The 18,290-nt window shown below is 52.2% G+C and carries 15 protein-coding genes and 1 pseudogene; 3 read left to right on the forward strand and 13 right to left on the reverse strand.

What is annotated here, in order from left to right:
* Window positions 1-4 precede the first annotated feature (4 nt).
* Window positions 5-1,345: an FAD-dependent oxidoreductase gene (locus WMW72_RS10440; protein ID WP_341415387.1), complete on the reverse strand. Its 1,341-nt coding sequence runs from the start codon at window positions 1,343-1,345 to the stop codon at window positions 5-7.
* 246 nt (window positions 1,346-1,591) lie between these two features.
* On the opposite strand from WMW72_RS10440, the gene WMW72_RS10445 reads away from it, so the two are divergent.
* On the forward strand, window positions 1,592-2,629 hold the full coding sequence (locus WMW72_RS10445; RefSeq protein ID WP_341415388.1) for a LacI family DNA-binding transcriptional regulator: 1,038 nt from the start codon (window positions 1,592-1,594) through the stop codon (window positions 2,627-2,629).
* A gap of 138 nt (window positions 2,630-2,767) precedes the next feature.
* Here WMW72_RS10445 and WMW72_RS35555 read toward each other — a convergent pair whose 3' ends face one another.
* The 5 genes from WMW72_RS35555 to WMW72_RS10465 all read right to left on the reverse strand — a co-directional run bounded on the left by WMW72_RS35555 (window position 2,768) and on the right by WMW72_RS10465 (window position 7,698).
* Window positions 2,768-3,046 (reverse strand): sugar-binding protein, encoded by a 279-nt coding sequence (locus tag WMW72_RS35555; protein WP_423227533.1) that lies wholly within the window; start codon window positions 3,044-3,046, stop codon window positions 2,768-2,770.
* A 167-nt stretch (window positions 3,047-3,213) separates the two neighbouring features.
* Window positions 3,214-3,984: a sugar phosphate isomerase/epimerase family protein gene (locus WMW72_RS10450; protein ID WP_341415389.1), complete on the reverse strand. Its 771-nt coding sequence runs from the start codon at window positions 3,982-3,984 to the stop codon at window positions 3,214-3,216.
* Between the two features lie 93 nt (window positions 3,985-4,077).
* Window positions 4,078-4,209, reverse strand: coding sequence for a hypothetical protein (locus WMW72_RS10455; protein ID WP_341415390.1), 132 nt, complete (start codon window positions 4,207-4,209; stop codon window positions 4,078-4,080).
* A 51-nt stretch (window positions 4,210-4,260) separates the two neighbouring features.
* Window positions 4,261-5,124 carry a DUF4432 family protein gene (locus WMW72_RS10460; protein ID WP_341415391.1) on the reverse strand — a complete coding sequence of 288 codons (864 nt, stop codon included), beginning with the start codon at window positions 5,122-5,124 and terminating at the stop codon, window positions 4,261-4,263.
* A gap of 96 nt (window positions 5,125-5,220) precedes the next feature.
* Window positions 5,221-7,698, reverse strand: coding sequence for a glycoside hydrolase family 38 N-terminal domain-containing protein (locus tag WMW72_RS10465; RefSeq protein WP_341415392.1), 2,478 nt, complete (start codon window positions 7,696-7,698; stop codon window positions 5,221-5,223).
* A gap of 154 nt (window positions 7,699-7,852) precedes the next feature.
* On the opposite strand from WMW72_RS10465, the gene WMW72_RS10470 reads away from it, so the two are divergent.
* Window positions 7,853-8,734 carry an AraC family transcriptional regulator gene (locus WMW72_RS10470; RefSeq protein ID WP_341415393.1) on the forward strand — a complete coding sequence of 294 codons (882 nt, stop codon included), beginning with the start codon at window positions 7,853-7,855 and terminating at the stop codon, window positions 8,732-8,734.
* Window positions 8,735-8,888: 154 nt separating this feature from the next.
* On the opposite strand, the gene WMW72_RS10475 is transcribed toward WMW72_RS10470, so the two are convergent.
* From WMW72_RS10475 to WMW72_RS10500, 6 genes and pseudogenes are all read right to left on the reverse strand, one after another.
* Window positions 8,889-9,647, reverse strand: a complete 759-nt coding sequence (locus tag WMW72_RS10475) for a DeoR/GlpR family DNA-binding transcription regulator (protein WP_341415394.1) — start codon at window positions 9,645-9,647, stop codon at window positions 8,889-8,891.
* A 30-nt stretch (window positions 9,648-9,677) separates the two neighbouring features.
* Window positions 9,678-10,214, reverse strand: coding sequence for a D-lyxose/D-mannose family sugar isomerase (locus tag WMW72_RS10480; RefSeq protein WP_341415395.1), 537 nt, complete (start codon window positions 10,212-10,214; stop codon window positions 9,678-9,680).
* A 4-nt stretch (window positions 10,215-10,218) separates the two neighbouring features.
* Window positions 10,219-11,451 (reverse strand): annotated as a pseudogene (locus tag WMW72_RS10485) (carbohydrate kinase family protein).
* Complete coding sequence (locus WMW72_RS10490; RefSeq protein ID WP_341415396.1) at window positions 11,439-12,599, reverse strand: Gfo/Idh/MocA family protein; 1,161 nt, start codon at window positions 12,597-12,599, stop codon at window positions 11,439-11,441. The pseudogene WMW72_RS10485 and the gene WMW72_RS10490 overlap by 13 nt, the downstream one beginning before the upstream one ends.
* Window positions 12,600-12,613: 14 nt before the next feature.
* Window positions 12,614-13,426, reverse strand: coding sequence for a class I fructose-bisphosphate aldolase (locus tag WMW72_RS10495; RefSeq protein WP_341415397.1), 813 nt, complete (start codon window positions 13,424-13,426; stop codon window positions 12,614-12,616).
* 135 nt (window positions 13,427-13,561) lie between these two features.
* Window positions 13,562-14,455, reverse strand: a complete 894-nt coding sequence (locus WMW72_RS10500) for an AraC family transcriptional regulator (RefSeq protein ID WP_341415398.1) — start codon at window positions 14,453-14,455, stop codon at window positions 13,562-13,564.
* Window positions 14,456-14,530: 75 nt separating this feature from the next.
* Here WMW72_RS10500 and WMW72_RS10505 point away from each other — a divergent pair, with 75 nt between their 5' ends.
* Window positions 14,531-17,071 (forward strand): glycoside hydrolase family 2 protein, encoded by a 2,541-nt coding sequence (locus WMW72_RS10505; RefSeq protein ID WP_341415399.1) that lies wholly within the window; start codon window positions 14,531-14,533, stop codon window positions 17,069-17,071.
* Window positions 17,072-17,171: 100 nt separating this feature from the next.
* Here WMW72_RS10505 and WMW72_RS10510 read toward each other — a convergent pair whose 3' ends face one another.
* A complete protein-coding gene (locus tag WMW72_RS10510; protein WP_341415400.1) occupies window positions 17,172-18,248 on the reverse strand; it encodes a Gfo/Idh/MocA family protein in 1,077 nt (358 codons plus the stop codon).
* Window positions 18,249-18,290: the final 42 nt, after the last annotated feature.

Below are 18,290 nucleotides of genomic sequence, written 5' to 3' on the forward strand. Positions count from 1 at the left end.
CTACTTACTGCAGGATAGCTCCGCCCGTCACAAGCTCTTGCTGCAGCACCGCAATATCAATGTCTGCCGGGGCAACGCCAGACTTAAAAGCAATCCCCGCCGCAGTTCCTGCCGCTTGACCAGTAGCCATACAACTTGGTGTTAGCCTTGTTGTCGCCAGCGCTTCATGCGTCGTTGAGATGCATCGCCCCCCGACCAGCAAATTATTGATGTGCTTCGGCAGCAAGCAGCGATAAGGAATGTCATAGGCTCCGTCGCCTTTCACCCAAGCGGCCGTCACTCCTTTTCCGGATGGGTCATGGATATCAATGGGATAACCGCTCCGGGCAATCACATCGGCGAATCTGCGACCATTCACGACATCTTCGGACTGTAAGGCGTATAGTCCATCGATCCTTCTGGTTTCCCGTATGCCGATTTGAGCTCCTACATCCGAGATGGAAGCTTTCTCAAAGCCCGGCAAGTTTGCCGTCATAAAGTTCGCTACCATCAGCACTTGCTTTCTTCCCAATTCCTCTGCTTCTGTTAGATTTTCCACATCGGTGCCGTCAAGCCCCTGCACTCTCGTCGTATTAACCAGTACTTCATCCTCTGCTGGCCCGGTAAAGAATAAAATTTGATCGCGGTTAATCGGCAGCGCCGCTTCCTTCCAGTGCCTATAGAAGCCCAGAACCCCCGATAACGGAAGCTGCTCAAGTTCATCGAATGGTGTTTTCCGATAAAACTCATCCGGATTTTCGATTATGTACCGCTTTACCCGCTCAAGATCGACGCCTCTCATCCTGAATTTCATCGTCATTGGCTGAGTGAGGCTGTCGCCATCTCGTCCTTGCAGACACGGAGCTCCCGCGTAATAAGCCAGATCTGCATCTCCTGTCGTATCTACAAACACCTTACCCTTAACCTCAATTTTACCTGATTTGGTCGTCAGCTGAATGGAATTAATGGTTGAGTTTGTAGTCCTTACTTCATCCATAAAGCTGTGCAGAAGCAGCTTCACTCCGGCCTCCTTAAGCATATCGTGGGCGAGGACTTTATACAGCTCCGGATGATAAGGGGTGATCGTGTTCACGAAACCTACCGTATCCCGGACATGTCCCGGCGACCCGTTCATCTCCATTAACCGGTCGATGATTTCCTGTGCGATTCCTTTAATCACCTGCTTGCCGTCCGAAGTATGAAAAGTCATCCACGGATACACCAAAGCAGCCGTGGACATACCTCCGATAAATCCGTACCGTTCGATCAGAATAGTCCTAGCTCCGCTTCTCCCTGCTGCAATAGCTGCATTCACACCTGCCGGGCCGCCTCCACATACTACAATATCCGCTTCCATAATCTTCATCGTTACTTCGCTCCCCTTGGATGTCGTATCGTCCATAGGGATTATTATAATAGCGAATTTAGTTTTGTTTTAGTTTAAAAAAAGTTTAAATATTAAATGGCTCCTTTCAGGTTACCGGTAGCAGGTAATGGTTTCATTATTGCCGATTTTTGATGTTTTGTATAAACTGAAGCTGACGGGAAGCGGGTACGACCCACCAAATGGCAAGATAGGGCATGGATGTCCCATTCCAGGAAGGAAGCTGTTATGCGAAGAAAAAAGAAAGTGACTCTGCAGCATATCGCCGATCAGCTCGGCCTGACTATACAGACTGTTTCCAAAGCATTAAAGGGGAAATCCGGGATGTCTGAGGAAACCAGAAGCGAGATTGTAAAAACTGCACAACAGCTAGGATATTTAACCCATGATCAGCAGCGTACTTTGGTTTATGACAGAATTGCCGCCTACCCGCTGGTGAAACGACGATTTGTCCTTCTGCAAAATGAACAATCGCTCAACTTCAATCGCCTGTTGCTGGCCGGACTGCATGACCGCTTCTCCGAGTTCGGACACTGGGTGGAGCCGATGCTAATCCCGTCGAATCTGACCCCTCAATCCTATCCGCAATGGCTGGAGAATTCCGGAATTCTTTTTGCCGAAGGCGTTTTCCTGGCCCCCCGTTTAAGTCATGATGGGATCGAAGAGCTCCTGCTGCAAGTACCTGTTCCGCGTATTCTATTAAATTTCCCGCCGCCGGAATCCAGAGTAGACTCCGTCATCTGGGATGTCTATGAAGCCGTATATCAATCTGTAAGATACTTCAAGCGTATGGGTCACAGCCGCATTATGTATGTAGGTGATACGGTGACGCAGCGAGGCTTCCGCTTGCGTTGGCAAGCTTTTCAGGAGGCTATGCTAGAGGTCAACGATCAGGTGGACCCGAGTCAGCATGTCTTGAATCCCTATGAGGTGAACAGATCATCATGGGTTCAACATTTCATCGCCAAGTATACGATTTGGAAACCAACCGCTATCCTCTGCTCCATCGATGAGCAAGTCGCCCCAGTCTATTATGCTTTGCAAGAGGCCGGTGTTCGCGTTCCACAGGATTGCTCGTTAATCGGCATCCTGAATGAACAATCCGATCAACTCCCCTCGATGACAAGGCCCCTTTTACCGATTAAAGATACCGGTTACCGCGCTGCGGACCGGATGCTTTGGCGCATAGCCAACCCTCACCTGCCCTTCGAGCATATCCGAATCCGCGGTGAATTTTATGCGGGTGGCTCGACATCTTCTTTATGAAATTGGCCGATCCCTGAGCATGAAAGGCTTCATTTCCTGTTTAAACCAAAAAAAGCAACCCAAGCTGCAAGCGCTCGGATTGCTTTTCTTTAGACAGACAACATATTTAAACAACATTGTCGAGCTGAACCGCTCAGATTAATCCTCCGTCAGAACAGCGGCCGCCGTCCCCCCAGAGACTTCTCCATTTACTAATCGGATAACTCCAAAGCCCGAAGTGTCCACCCAACCCATGTCAGTCAAGTTGTTCCATATGGCCACACTTTTTCTTGTTCCAATGCCAGGATCATCATTAACCTGGACATCGAATCCCATAACATGACCCGCCTTAGGGGTAATCGTATTCCATCTGATTGCAGCTTCCACCCGATATCCAAGAATGTTATGGTCTTCTCCATATACCGTCTTAGTTTTCATTCTCTATACAGCGAGCTGCGAACGTGGCCAGCTGCAGGAGAAATCTCCAGTTTTATTGGCTATTACGAGCAGTAAACGAAAGTTCAGGTTTGGAAGTCTTACGTTGATTCGTCGGCAAAAACTTTCAAAGAAAAAGAGCTGCCAATCGGCAGCTCTACTTTATACAACTATACGATTTCCACTAGTCTTTCAGCAATTCGGTGTAAATTCTTTAAGCTTGTATTCACACAATCCATGGGATTACCTTGACACACATCTTGCTCCACTATGTACCACGCCACGCCATTCTGCTCTCCCCATATCAGTATCGGATCGAAGTCAATGACGCCCGTGCCAATTTCAGCATACGTTCGATGCTCATCGTTGGTCATATCCTTTACATGCATCGTGGGCATCCGGTAGCTATAAGGGCAGATGAAAGCTGCCGGGTTTTTCCCCGCTTTTTTCACCCAATAGACGTCAATTTCAGCCAATATCGCATTATCCGCAGAAGGCTCGAGCAGATACTCCAGCGCATTCCTACCATCTACGTTTGTTTCGAACTCGAAAGCATGATTGTGAAAGCTGAGTGTATAGCCATCCTGCCGTATTTCTCTCGCAATGTCATTTAATTGGTTGCGGAATTGTCGATAGCCTTCCTCATTCCGAAGCTCATGGGGGACGGATGGACAGATTAAGGTAGTCGTCTTGAAAAGTTGTGCTTCCTTAAGCACACTCTCCAGCTCACTGCTTAAACGCTGAAAAGAAACATGCATACCAGCCGTTTGCAAGCCTGTTTCTTGCAGTACTTCGGAAATCTCTTCTGCCGAGTAACTGTACAGACCCGCCAGTTCGACCCCAGCCCAGCCCATCTGCCTTAATTGTCGAAGCACCCCTGGGAAATCTTTCTCACATTCGTTACGTAAAGTGTACAGCTGTACTGCAAACTTCTGTTTCATGTTATATGCCGCCTTCTCTATGATTTAGTGTGATCCCTCGAGGTACAATCTGATGTGAGGGCAATCTTCCGCGGGTGATCAGATCCTGACACGTCATAGCTTATATGGATTGGCCTTCATCGTAAAAGACAGCGTACCCTCCGGCTCAATCGACGCAGCCGTCCCATTGCGAATCGCTTCCTCCAGACCGCGGGTTGGATAACTGGTGAAAGGCTCCAGACCCATATTGTAGTGTCGGCCGTACCAAGGGTATCCGGTGGTGGCGCCGAATTCCTGCTAGTACCAGACATACGGCATGACGGACGCATCCCATTCTAAGTGCAGGCCGGCGCCGAGACGTTCGTTCTCCACCTTGTACCAGCCGCGCTCCCCGAAGCCGTGGAGGTAGACCACGTCGGAGGCTGTCTGCGGTTCTGGCGTGACGGACAGGTCGACCGTGCCCCCGCCAGCGCTCTCTGCCAGCGGCCAGGCGTGGCGCCGGCCTCTGGCGATGCGCCCTGCAGCCGGTTTATCCTTGTCTGTCGTCTCCGTCAGCACCTCCACGCTGTCGGGCAGCACAATGCGGCAGCCCGGTTCCAAGAACGGTTTGCCAAACGCGACATGCTGCCCCCACATGAACTGCAAGGGCACGCGGCTCAGGTTGGTCAACGTTTCCTGAATCGTCAGAGCAGGCGACTGCCGCTCCAGCGTGACGGTGCGGCTCAGGTGAAACGGAACTTTCTTGGTCCTTACGGAGAATGTGACGGCAATACAGTCCACGCTATCTGTCACGATGGTATAATCCCAGCGCATATGCGCCACTTCCCCATGCTGGCCGAATTGCGTGACGGCGTAAGCGCTCGTCGGGCCGCCATTCGGGAACACCTCCTGCCACCCGCCGGGGTAGTAATCGATAAATGTCGAAATCAGGTCGGTCGACGTCGGCAAGTAGGCGTTTGGATTTTGCACGCCGTTCTCGGAGAGCCACACATAATCAAGCCCGGCCGGCTTATATTGAAATTCAAACAGGTCCGCGCCCTTGTCCAGCAAATACGAGACGCGAACCAGGTCATTTTCCAGGACAATCGTCCTCATGCCCAAATACGTGCCTTGATCGTGAATGCGGCAGCCATAATTGCGCTGCGGTCGGTGGACATTCATGCAGGACCTCCTAGTTGATGTGAATGTGAAGACGCGAGTGGCAAATCCGACATAGTTGCCAGCAAATCGGGCATGGCATAGTAAAGGGGCTACCCCTTACTGCTCCATTAATGGACTTTCCAGCGCCATGCCCTCTTGCGGCTTCACGCGCAGCGTCTTTACCTCAAAGGGCTTAAACGCAAGCAAGTGCGCGGCTTCGTGCGCAGGGAAACGGAGTACAGCTGTCCGCGCTTGACCTGTCGGTTCAAACAGCCGCACGATGTACCCGTCGCCATCTTCGGCCGGTTTGAAGGCTGTGACCACAACCGTTTCGTCGTCCAGCACGAAAGGAACTTGCGGCAGCTGGCCTTGCCCGCTGGGGCAGAACGACAAGGCATACGGACGTTCGGCCAGCGCCTGCGCTTCGCGGTCGACCAGCGCCATGCGCTCTTGAGCGGGACCCGCATTCAACCAGAACGTAAACTGGCGCTCGCCTTGATCGATCCGCGGCGAGAAGCGGTCGCTCGGCATGAGCGGGCGGTCCAGAATCGGATGCGCCGTGTAGCCCGTGCTGCGCAGCAGCGTCGGACGCAACGTAGCCCCACGGCAATCGGACCCATAGATGCCGTCGTTGATCAGCGTGACAGCGGCATCCGCTTGGTGTGACGCCAGAGCGGTCCATCTCTGCGCCACCGCCTCTGTCCCGTCCTGCGGCAGCGGCTGCACGCCATAGATTGTTTGCCCTGCATAGCTTGGCTCTTCCAGCAGCGTCGGCAGCGACAGCTTCAGCATCTTGTCCTTTTCGTTCCAGAATACGCGCACGCCGACTTCCACCTGCGTGCCTCGCTTCGGCAGCTTGTAGGTCAGTATGACGACGGAGCGACCGTATTCGAGCAGAGCTTCGATGACGGTACGCACCTCACCGTCCTCAATGACGCGCACGGAGGGCAGCAGCACGTTTTTCACCCCGGAAAAATCTGTACCCGCTCCCGGGTCCATCAGGCGAAACGCCCCGATGTCAGGTTCGAAACGATTCGTATCCATGCGCCAAGGATCTTCGTTGTCCGCGACGACAACAGGCAGAAAAGCGCCGCCCGCCAGCATGCTCACGCCATTCACCTCATAGGCATCGAGAAGCCCCGTGTGTGTGTTGATCTTGACACCGAGCTTGTCGTTGCGGAAGGTGAAATATCCGTCCCGCTCCGCAAGCTCAGGCTTCGGCTTGGCCGGCAGCAGCTCAATCCGGCACGCGAAGCGATTCATCGCGAACGGCGCCAGCTCCGCTTCAAAGACGACCCGCTTCCGCCAATCCAGGCTCAGATTGCTGTGCTCCTTCTCCCCTTGGGAAGGGATGCGCACGCCGTCCTGATACACAACCGGCAGCGAATACTCATCCTTCCAGTTCTGGTCGGCGAGCATAAACTCGCAGGCAAACACACCGCTGATTGGATACGGATGCGGGTTGTACACGAGAATCGGGTACTCGCCCTCCGCCATCTCCGGCTGTCCTGCGGCCAGCGCAAAGAATGCCCTGGCTTTGAGCCGGGAAGCAATCTCAAGCCCATGGTCGATAAGCCGGAGTGAAGCTTCCTCAGCAGGCTGTACGGACGAGCCGGGCAAGATATCATGGAACTGGGTGAGCATCAAGTCATGGAACGCTTCGGACAACTCGGCCTTCGGATGGCTCAGCAGCCCGCTCAGCGCGGCGGCGGACAGCATTTTTTCCGTCAGGAACAGTTCATTCTCCAGTTTGCGGTGGCCCTGCTTGATGCGAATCATCGACGTGTAACAGCCGACAAAACGCGGATTGAGGTCGTTCTCAAGGCGAGGCAGCTCATCCCTATGCGCCCCAAGCTCAGCAAAGTACTGCTCTGGCGTCGAATGTACAATTTCCACCGCGCCCGATTGCTCGGCAGCCAGCTCCGCCAATTGCTTCAAATCTACGCGCGACGGCCCGCCGCCATGGTTGCCAACGCCCCACAGCACCATGCTGAGCGCCTGGTCCGGGTGCTCCTCCAGCCACCGCTCCACCTTTGTCCTAGCCTGACCCAGCAAGGAATTGTAGCCGTTATTGATTTGATGCGTGAGCAGCTCCGATCCGTCAAAGCCAACCCACACAAAATCTTGCGCCGGCCCCGCCACCCGGCCATCCGGCCGCATGAACAAGTACGAATCGAATCCAGCTTGCCGCATAATTTGCACGAGTCCCCGCGAGTGGCCGAACGAATCGAAATTAATGGCCGTCGTCGGCGTTTGGCCGAACTTCTCTTGAAAGTACGTCCGTCCGTACAGCATCTGCCGGACCATGGACTCGCCGGAGGGCATATTGCAATCCGGCTGCAAATACCAGCCGCCCATAATGTGCCATTTGCCTTCTCGGGCAAGCCTTTGCATGCGCTCAAACAGCGCAGGCTCATATTCCTCGATCCACCTGTACAACAACGCTTCATTGTGATTAAAAACGTAGCCGTCAAACTCCTCACAGAACGACGCTGCTGCCCGGAACGTGGACACCGCTGCAGCCGCCCCTTCTTCCCACTCCCACTGCCACACCGGGTCCAGATGGGCGTTGCTGATTAAGTGAAGCTTCTTCATAACGGAATTCCTCCTTTTTTCTCTATTATGGAGGGTAGATCAGCGTTGGCACATTCACGAAAATCACGGATTTTTGCACAATTATGATCAGTTGGGTGGTATAGTGGTGAGAACGCATTCATATATAACGCGCACAAAGATGGGGGAATACGTCATGGGAACTAGGCATACACCGGATACCTTGGCCGGACAGCAGGCCGATGTCAGCGGCTGTCTGACGCTAAACGGCGCTACCATTGAGTTTATCGAAGTCGTGCTGGAGTATCCCGCAGGCGCAACCGGGGTTCCTTTGCATACGCATACGTGGTTTGAGATGAATGTGGTGTTTGAGGGGACGATGTTCACGAGCTTTGAGGGCAGCATGCTGGAGATGCGCGCCGGCGATTTTATCGTCGTGCCTCCGGGCCAAGTGCATGCTCACCGGTATGTACCGGACCGTCCGCACCGCGGGGGTTGCTTAAGATGGAAAATCAAAGAGGCCGCCTGTGAAGAGACCGATTCACTGGCTGGGCGCATCGCCAAGCTGGCTAACTGGCAACCGGGGGTTTACACGGACAACCATGGCATTACCGGCCTTTTCCATACGCTTCTTGACGAATGCAGCCGCGGCGCCTCCCCTTTAAGCCTGAGACTGAGCGCGTTCAAAATCATCCTGGCTCTTTGCGAGCTGCAGCACCCGCAACCCCGTCATCCAGAGCCCGGGTCGCATTCCGATGCTGCACTACTGCGCAAAGTCGATATATATTTGGAAGATTATTACAAGTCCAAGTGGCATGCTGTGGAATTAGCGGCTTCCTTACACATGAGCTACGGCCATCTGGCCCGCACTTACAAGCGGCTCACCGGCAAAACGCTCGTGGACCGTATGCTGGAAATTCGTCTCGCCAAGGCAGCCGAGCTGCTGAAGATGACCCGGTTGTCCATGCAGGAGATCGCCGACCGGACGGGATTTGCCAGTGTGCACTATTTTAGCCGAGCCTTCAAGAAGGTGTATCAGGCTTCGCCTCGGACGTATCGCAGCGGCTTCACGCAGTAGCTAGAGAGTGATGCGGTTACTTCATTACATTCTACCCTTCCACTCATCCCACGACTCAGAAAAAAAAGAAGGCCCCCAGTCGCTCAACTGGTGACCTCCTATTTGGAGTCTGCATGAACCTGTACGCCTTGCCGATATGGCCGGGCACGCCCAGCTAACATAAAACCAGTTCAACCGATTCCTTCCGCAAAGCAGCGGCCAGCTCACCGGCCGGCTCACGGTCCGTAAACAAGCGGTTTACCTCACCAATCGTGGCAAAAGAGAACAAATCCTGCATGCCTAGCTTCGTATGATCCATCATCACGTTCACTTCCGCAGCCTGCCGGATGACAAGCCGCTTGATCTCGGTTTCGTGCATGTTGGAATTGCTAAAGCCATGCTTTACCGATAATCCCGTCGTCCCGACAAATACGCGGTCGATCGCCATAGTCCCCAACCATGACGCGGTCATCGGACCGACCATCGTAGCCGTCCGGTTCACAAGCATGCCGCCAACCACGATCGTCGGAATTTGCTTGTTCAGCAGTTCCGTCGCGATGTTCAGCGCATTGGTGATGACGGTGATGTCCATTTCGGGTTGCAGGAAGCGGGCAATCTGCAGGGTCGTAGAGCCTCCGTCGATGAACACGGATTCACCCGCCTGCAGACTGGCCGCGGCCCGCTGGCCCATCCGCATTTTCTCCTCCATCATCACCCCGGTACGGTCTTTCAGAGCAATATCGTTGCCTATGAGGATAGCGCCGCCAAATGTACGCCTCAGCAACCCTGCCAATTCCAGCTTCTCCAAGTCCCTGCGCAGCGTCATTTCGGTCACATCGAACATCGCTTTCAGCTCGACCAGCTTCACTTCGCCGTCCAAAGCCATCCGTTCCAAAATTTGCTGCTGGCGTGGGTTCAGGGGTATCGTTGACATGGTAATCCTCCACAAGTTAGTGATGTAGCTTTATAAATTCGCCATTCGAGCGATCCGTAGGTCGGTAAACCTATCTAATTCATCCCGGCTCGTGCTGGAAAACTCGGAGACGATAGCCCCGGCGTCGCCTGCCTGAAACCAATGCTTGATGCCAGGCATGATGGTATATTGCTCACCCGGGCGCAGCTCGACTTCATGGAATACCGTGTAGTGCGCCTCGCTGCCGGGCGGCACCTGAGCGGCGATTGCCGGCGTCGCCTTACCTTCGACGTACAAATACACAATTCCTGCACGGCAGCGGAACGTTTCCATTTTGCCCGGTTCATCGCCGACAGGTGGATGTAAGTGCTCGGGACAGGTTTGGCGCGGAAATAACACGAGCTCTTTGGCGCAATAGCGGTCCGTATTCACATAAGTTACAATTTCCAGACCTTGAAGCTCTAGTTCGCCTAGTCCAAAATCAGCCACCTCCACGTTCGCTTGTTCCGCATCGGTCAACTGAATACCGGCAGCAGCCAGTTCTTTCACCGTGCGCCGGCGAGCGGCCAGGATTTGCTCAACTTTCATGTCCCTACACATCCTTTTCCAAATGTTGATGATGAGGCCCGGTCCACATGCCGTCGCAGTTCTGTTGCCAGCCCTCCAAAGACAGTTCCGAGTCGCGTTTCTTCCATCCCTGCTCAATGCGGGCAAGCACGTGATCCCAATGTGGAATGCCGCCCGTGGCATCGGCCCGTTCGACATTGCAAGCGCCCACCGCTACGGCAGCCTGCAGCGCGTCTTCGGGCGTCATGCCGCGGACTAGCCCGGACAGGAAGCCTGCAATCGTGCAATCGCCGGCGCCCGTCGTGCCGACGACTTCCACTTCATAGCAGGGAGTGAGCATTTCACAGCCAAGCCATTGATCCAGTAGCCCAGCATCCGGCGTACAAGCGCCCATCCGAAGCAACCGCTCGCTGTCCGCAGTGGAACGCAGATACAAGCCGTGTTCCCCTAATTTAATGCCGACGACTGCTGCCCCCATGCGGAGCAATTGTCCGGACAATTCGGCAAGCAGCTCCCCGCTAGCAAACCTGAGCAAATTGCCGGAAGGTTCCTGGCACAGCAGTTCTTCGAACAGGACACGCCGCAGCATGAACAAGATTTCTTCAAAGCTGGGCATGAACACATCCACATACGGAAGCGCTTTCGTCAAAATCGCCAGCCAATCCGCTTGTCCGGCCGGAGATTCCGGGTCAGGCTTCGCCAGGTCCAGCGACACGGTGAGCCCTGCCTCTTTGACCTTGCAGAGTAAACGTGCCAACTCGGCCCCCTCGTTCACATACATGCTGCGCATGAGCGGTGGATAGCCGAAGTGAAACAACCGAGCCCCCTGCAGATCCTCCAGCTTCAAGTCATCCGCCGAGTACGTATCATTGGCCCCTGTCGCATGCAAAAAGATCCGGTCGATATGCGGCGGGGAAATGACAATCGTGTAGGAGCTGATCTCCCCCTGCGCCACGATCATCCCCTCCCCGAGCTAGGCGGCTTGCGACCGGAGGATGGACAGAATCGCCTCCCCGAACTGGTCGGAGCCGATCTTGCCCTTGAGCGACACCCGATTGCCTAACCGGTGCAGCGCGATCCCGGTATTCGAAACAGCGCCGCCTGTCGCGATCACAGCAGGACCGATGTCTACGAGCTTACCGGGAATGAGCAGGGCATCCAAACCGGATTTTTTCTCATGAATCGTAGGAATAATATCGAGGCAAATATGTCCGGCGACAATGATCTCATCTTGGCTGCTCAACGTTACTCCTCCCAACTAAGTGCAATAGTTCTCCCTGCTCGGTTGGATTCCAGAGCTGCCGTGAACAGGCGGTGACTGTCCGCCGCTTCTTCCGGCGTCGCGCAATAAAACGACTGGCGCATGCCGTCCCGGCCGTTGGTCAGCTCATCACAGAACGCCGCCCACATCTGCAAGATCGAATCGGAAAAGCCAAATTCAAAAATGCCGCCCGTGATCGTCCCATACGCCGATTTGTAAGGCGCATCCGCCACATGCCAAGCTTGAACACCACCCGGCGTATAAGGTAGAGAAGCAATCTGCTTCGGATTCTTCGTTGTAAATTCGGCGGAGAAGTCGGTGCCCGTTACGCGAATAAACCACGTATTGGCATGTCCCGGCGCAATCCGCTTCGTGGACAGGACCATAGGGAACTGCTGCCCATCCGTCTTTACCTCACACGCGAGAATCGCGTTATCCCATGTCTCGCAAGGCGCCATGCCTCCCTTCCCGTCGGGCCGCTGCGGCACGATTTTGGACAATAACGCCCTGACCGAGCCTGGCTTCCAGCCAAACCGCAGCGGCAGATGCAGCACGTGCAGACCCAGGTCGCCCATACAGCCGTATTCGCCGTTCGATGCGACTTTCCTTTTCCAATTAATTACCTTCGTAGGGTCCAAATCACTGGAATGCCAGAAGCCCGCCTCTACCTCGATGATCCGGCCGAACTTGCCTGCCTGTACCCACTGCACAAGCTGCTGCGCGCCTGGAAAAAAAGGAAACTCCGATGAGCAGCGGACGATGACCTGAGGGTTCTGCGCAATGGCTGCCATAATGGCCTCATTGGCTTCGAGATCAATGCCAAACGGCTTTTCCCCGAGCAAGTGCTTGCCCGCCTGGATAATATCGATATAGATACGCGCGTGCAAATGATGCGGGACCGCGCAATAAATCGCATCGACATCCGGGTTCGCCAGCAACTCTTTATAGTCGCTATAGACGTACTCCACGCTGGGAACATTCTTCTGAAACCACTCCGTAGCCGCCGGGTTGGCATCGCATACCGCTACAATACGCGGCTCAAAGCTCATATCTGTGAGGTGACACCATCTGGCAGCCGCGCTGGCAAACTCTTTGCCCATCAAGCCGCAGCCGATAACTCCGAATCGTACCGTTTGTCTGGACATGGCTACTCGCCCCCCTATTCTTGTGTTTTCAACATGGACAGCGCCTGATCTTCCGTAGCTCCATGGTGGACGATCGACATCAGCGCTTTCGTCATGCCCGCCGGATTGGGATGCTGAATCACGTTGCGCCCGTACACAATGCCGGTGGCTCCTTGCTTCATCAATTCCACGGTACGGCTCATAATCTCCTCGTCGCTTGATCTTCCACCGCCACGAACGAGCACAGGAATGCCGGAGGCCACTTCAATGACCCGGTGATATTCCTCCACATGATCGCACGGGTCCGCTTTAATGACATCCGCGCCAAGCTCCACGGCCTGCCGGACGAGCGGCAGGATTTTATCCATATCGCCGTCAACCATGTACCCGCCTTTGGCCTCATTCGCCAGCATGACCAGCGGCTCCACCATGAGCGGCATGCCGTACTTCTCGCACTCCGATTTGAGGAGGGTCACATTTTTCACACACTGATAATGAAGTTCCGGCTGGTTCGGCAGCAAAAGCAAGTTCACACATACCGCAACCGCGTCCAAACGCACAGCATGTTCAATCGCCTTGTCAATGAGTTCGCTGAACAAGTAACGCGGGAGCACGTTGCCATAGATGTTGGCGGCATCCGTGCGCAATACCAAACCGGGCTTCCTGCTGCCTGGGATCGCTTGCAAATGCCTGGCTTGACCGACGCTGAGCTGGATGCAATCCGGCCCCGCTTGTACGACCGTTTCGACAGCCGCCTTCATGTCCGAAATGCCCGTCAAAAACGATACCTCATTAAAAAAGCCATGATCAATCGCTACATCGAAGCATTTCCCTTGTTCACTGAACATGCGGTTCAAACGCGGTTTCAACAAACTGCTCATCTCCTCTAATATTATTGTTTATAACAAAATAATATGTTACTTTCGAACATTTAACAAGATAAAAATAAAACACCGCTTGCCCACACTCAGCCGATGAAATCTCTAATAGATGTCGAGTTTACCGTGCTTTTCTCTATACGCAATGGGGGTGCAGGAAAACCGTTCCTTAAATAATCTATAAAAATAACTAAGGCTTCCAAAACCGCAGTGAAAACAAATATCCAAGATTTCCAAGTCACTATGTTCGATGAGATCGGCAGCATAGGTGAGCCGTTGTTCATTTATCCAGTGAGTAGGGGTCACTTGATAATACTTTTTCCAGCAACGAGCAACGTGCTCGGGAGAAAAAGGGGCGGATTGATACAAAGCATTCACACCGCTCAAGAAAACTTCATTTTTCCTTGCATGATCATGAAGTTCTCTGAGCCAACCGGGGGCTTTGTCATGTGCGGCACCATCTTGACGTTCGGTAAACTCTCGCGTAAAGAGACTTGCGAGTAAGCCGCGCGTCATGCTGTTCATTTGAGCTTGATCGGTACGAGCTATCGCCCAAATATCCATACAATGATGTAACAACGCCTTGGATTGTTCAGCAGAAATATATCGGACTGGAGGCATTATGGCACGTAATAATGTAGTAGAAGGAAAACCCGGACCTAAAAAAGCGAAAATGTCGAGAGTAAGCTCGTCACGCAGATTTATATTTAGCAACTCTACTTTTTCATCCTGTATCGCTTCAAAGCCATGTTGATCGTCCGGTCTAATAAAGACCAAAGCTCCTTCATCTAATCGCTCTGTTTGGCCATTTACCACGTGACAGACTCTTCCTTTGGTGACAAGAAAAAGTTCGTAAAAATCGTGGGAATGCGTAATGGACCAATACTGGAAATGTTTGTGGTATAGAAAAAGGGCATCCAATTCCGTTCCCATGGTTTCATTTGCATGCAAAATCAGCATTCCTCGTGTCCCTTCTTTCAGATCAGTGTAGTTCAACATGTATCAGTGGAAATGAAGAACTTTTCTAATGGTTTTGGTATGGTAATCTCAGATCGATCATTAGGAGGCAATACGATGAGACAATCACTGAATCAGGATTGGCGTCTCACCTATGAGGACTTGTCCGTTAGTCCGGAACAGTCATTTAAGATTTTCAATAAACAAGCAGGATGGCTTGACGTTGCTTCACTCCCTTGTGATATCCATGTTCCCCTACTAGAGAACAACGTCATTAAGGAGCCTCTGGTTGGGGACAATTGTTGGGACAGCGAATGGACGGAAAAAAAATCGTGGTGGTTCGCCAAAACATTCGATGTCAGCCTGGACATGTTGAATGAGGAGATGGTGACTCTTTTTATCGAGTCTCTGGATTGCGAAGCGGATATTTGGTTGAATCGTGTCCATCTTGGACATCATCGAAGCGCATTCTATCCCTTCATTGTAAATATCAAAGAAATGCTCTCGCTCCATAACAATGAGCTTCTTATTAGGGTCACATCCGGACTTGAGCATGTTTCAGAGCAAGAGATCGCTATGACAGAGGGCTCCTTATTCCGTATAGAGAACAATTCAGTAGGAAAACGAGGCGACGAACGCCGCTCTAACGTTCGCAAAGCCCAGTTTGTGTACGGATGGGATTGGGGGCCTCGGGTTGCTACATGCGGGATCCCAGGAGAAATCTGGTTAGAAGGAACTTCCGTTGCGGAGATCATAGGTGTAAGAGCGGAGACGATAGCTTTGTCCCCTGTAGCGCGAGTACGATTTGAAGCAGAAATCAAACAATTTCACCCCTATGAGACGAAAGAGGGGGAGCTTACGCTATCTCTATTCCGCCCTGACGGCTCCGTAGAGCATTCTGTTCTGACGAAGCTTTGCCTTCGCTCCGGTATCCAATATGTTACGATCGAGATCCCCATCCCACACGTTAAGCTGTGGTGGCCCAACGGAATGGGAGATCAGCCCCTGTATAGGGTCAAGGCTGAATTAAAAATAGGCGAGTATGTATCAGAATACCGTCCGTTCCGGATCGGAATTAGAACGATTCATCTGAATACGGAACGTTTACCAGGAAACTCCGATGAGGTAGAGCGCCAGTTTACATTTGAAGTCAATGGGGTACCGATGTTCTGTAAAGGAGCGAATTGGGTACCGGCTGATTCCATTGTAGCTCGAGTCAGAGATGACAAATATACAGCTTTGCTCGAGGAGGCCCGCGAAGCTCATTTTTCGATGCTTCGAGTATGGGGGGGCGGCATTTATGAGCGTGAACTCTTTTATGAGAAATGTGATGAGTTCGGTTTGCTGATCTGGCATGATTTCATGTTTACCTGCGGGAAATATCCCGATCATCTGTCTTGGTTTAGGGAAGAAGCATCCAAGGAGATGGATTACCAGACCCGAAGACTGCGGAACCATCCCTCCTTAGCTTTATGGTGCGGAAATAATGAGAACCATTGGGGCTTTGCCGAATGGTGGGCGCATTCCCGCCACCCGCACTTTTATGGGGGAGCCTTCCTCTATAACGAGCTTGCCCCTCAAATTGTTCATCGAAACTCCCCGGCAATCCCCTATTGGAACAGCTCTCCCTATGGCGGCACGCATCCGAACAAGAATTCCATGGGGGATCGACATCATTGGGGGGAAGCGACCATGAGTCCCGACATGGAAAGACGGATAACGCCAGAGGTTTATGATGAAGTAACGTCAAAGTTCGTGTCGGAATACGGCTATATCGGCCCCAGCACGTTTTCAAGTCTCGCCCAATATTGGGGGAGCGAACCGATCCGTATGGAAGGGCGCGTATGGTCCCTTCATACCAATACTTTCGAGAAAGATACGGTTATAGCGGGAATCCGCAAACATTATAAAGCGGATGGCGACTTAAACTTAGAGGAGTATCTCTTGTACGCCGGTTTGTGTCAGGGACTTATGTATGGTTATTCTTTAGAGTCGCTGCGAAGGAATAGCCAATGCTCCGGCGCCTTATTCTGGATGTTTAATGATTGTTGGGGGGAAGTCGGTTGGAGTGTAGTGGATTATTACCTTCGTCGGAAAATTGCCTACTATGCCGTAAAACGGGCTTTTCAGCCGATAAAGTTAGTTTTAAGGCAACATGAGGGGTACGTTGAAGTAACGGGGATCAACGAAACCTCTCTGCCCATCCATGAGAAATTGGAATGTGGATCATTGTCATATGATGGCCGTATTCGAAACACGGCTTATGTAGATGTCGTCATTCCCGCACGTTCCCGGGGAATCATCCATAGATTTATGCTTCCTCCTACCAAAGACGGCGTTATCGCAGTCATACCTGAATCGTGTGAGGATCCCCAGGGTATTCTTCCTGCAATCCTGAGACAAGCAGATTTTCGATGCCTTTCGCTTCCGGCAGCACAAGTATTCATTAAAGAAATTATCCCCAAGAAGGATTCTATCCTTGTACAAATCAAGGCAGAAACGTATTGTCATGCCGTACATCTTCTCGTGCCGGACGATATTCGTTTAAGTGACAAATATTTTGATCTTCTACCCGGTGAAACAAGAAGCGTTACCATTCATTCCCCTCCTTCCAGCCTTCCTTTAGGAGAAATAAAATTGAACTGTATTTCAACATAAACAGAAAATGGACCGATGAAATGACCCACTCACATGATGAGCGGGTCATTTCATTCTCTAGGCGAATTTAGTCCCTGATGGGCCCGTTAGATAATTCCTTTTATTCATGCTGAATAGCGTCCATCATCATTTGAAAGATCATGAGATCCTGCAAGTAGTCCTCTGGTGTCGTCTTGGGTGGCATCCCCTTCGTGACGACTTCATGGAAATATTCCAGTTCATACACGTAAGCATCCTTGTAGGTCGTTCGAGCCGTTGATTGATTGAAATTGTCCCCAATCGTCTCGTTGATGTGCAGTGTCGTTGGCAGTTGCCTGATATACGGGGTATCGTACTGGACAAGGACGGACTTGTTCTCGCCATACACCTCGATATGCGCATCAAATCTGCCTTGTTGATCTATCCCCGTCTCAAAAGTCACGTTAAAACTTTCATATTCAAAGATGGCATTCTTGAATCTTCCGCCCAGCCAAGAGGAGACTGCTTTCACCCCGATCGGCATTCCGATTAACTCTCTCATCGCGGAAATGTCGTGGCTGTTCAGTCCGAGCAACAAGCCATAGGCTGCATACATCTCATCAGGCAATTCGCCAATGGCCTCTCTCATGAGTCTGGCGGTCCGCTCCTTGCGATCCTGTACAGCTGAAGAAGGGATATCGTCGAAACGATAGACCGGGCTGGATTGACGCGTGAAGAACTGATTAGGGCCGATGATATCCCGCACTCGGGCATAGATAATAGGTCCCAGCGACTTAACCTCTTCGATAGCCCGAAGATAAGCGGGAGCAAACCGTCTCATATACCCTACCATGACATGTGCACTTGAAGCGTCACGCGCTTGAATAATCTCATTAACCTCACGCTGGGTACAGCACATCGGTTTCTCTACAAATACGTGTATATGCCTGTTTAATGCCGCAATCGTACATTCCGTATGATAATCCATATGATTCAGCACAAAAACAGCATCAAGATCGCACTGTTCAAGCATCTCATTGTAGTTTAGAAATAACTGCTTAACCCGGTATTTCTCACCGATCTTGGCTAACAGCTTGGGTGAAATATCACAAAATGCCACCATCTCATAAAGCTCAGACAAGGAATCCAGAATCGGCAAATGAACCATTTGCGCGACTTCCCCTAAACCGATAATGCCTACTTTTATCTTGGTCACCATGCAATCTCCTTTGTTGGTACGATGTGCCTCCCCATTAAGGGG

This window comes from Paenibacillus filicis (genome assembly GCF_038070315.1).
In the GTDB taxonomy this organism is placed as follows: Bacteria; Bacillota; Bacilli; order Paenibacillales; family NBRC-103111; genus Paenibacillus_G; species Paenibacillus_G filicis.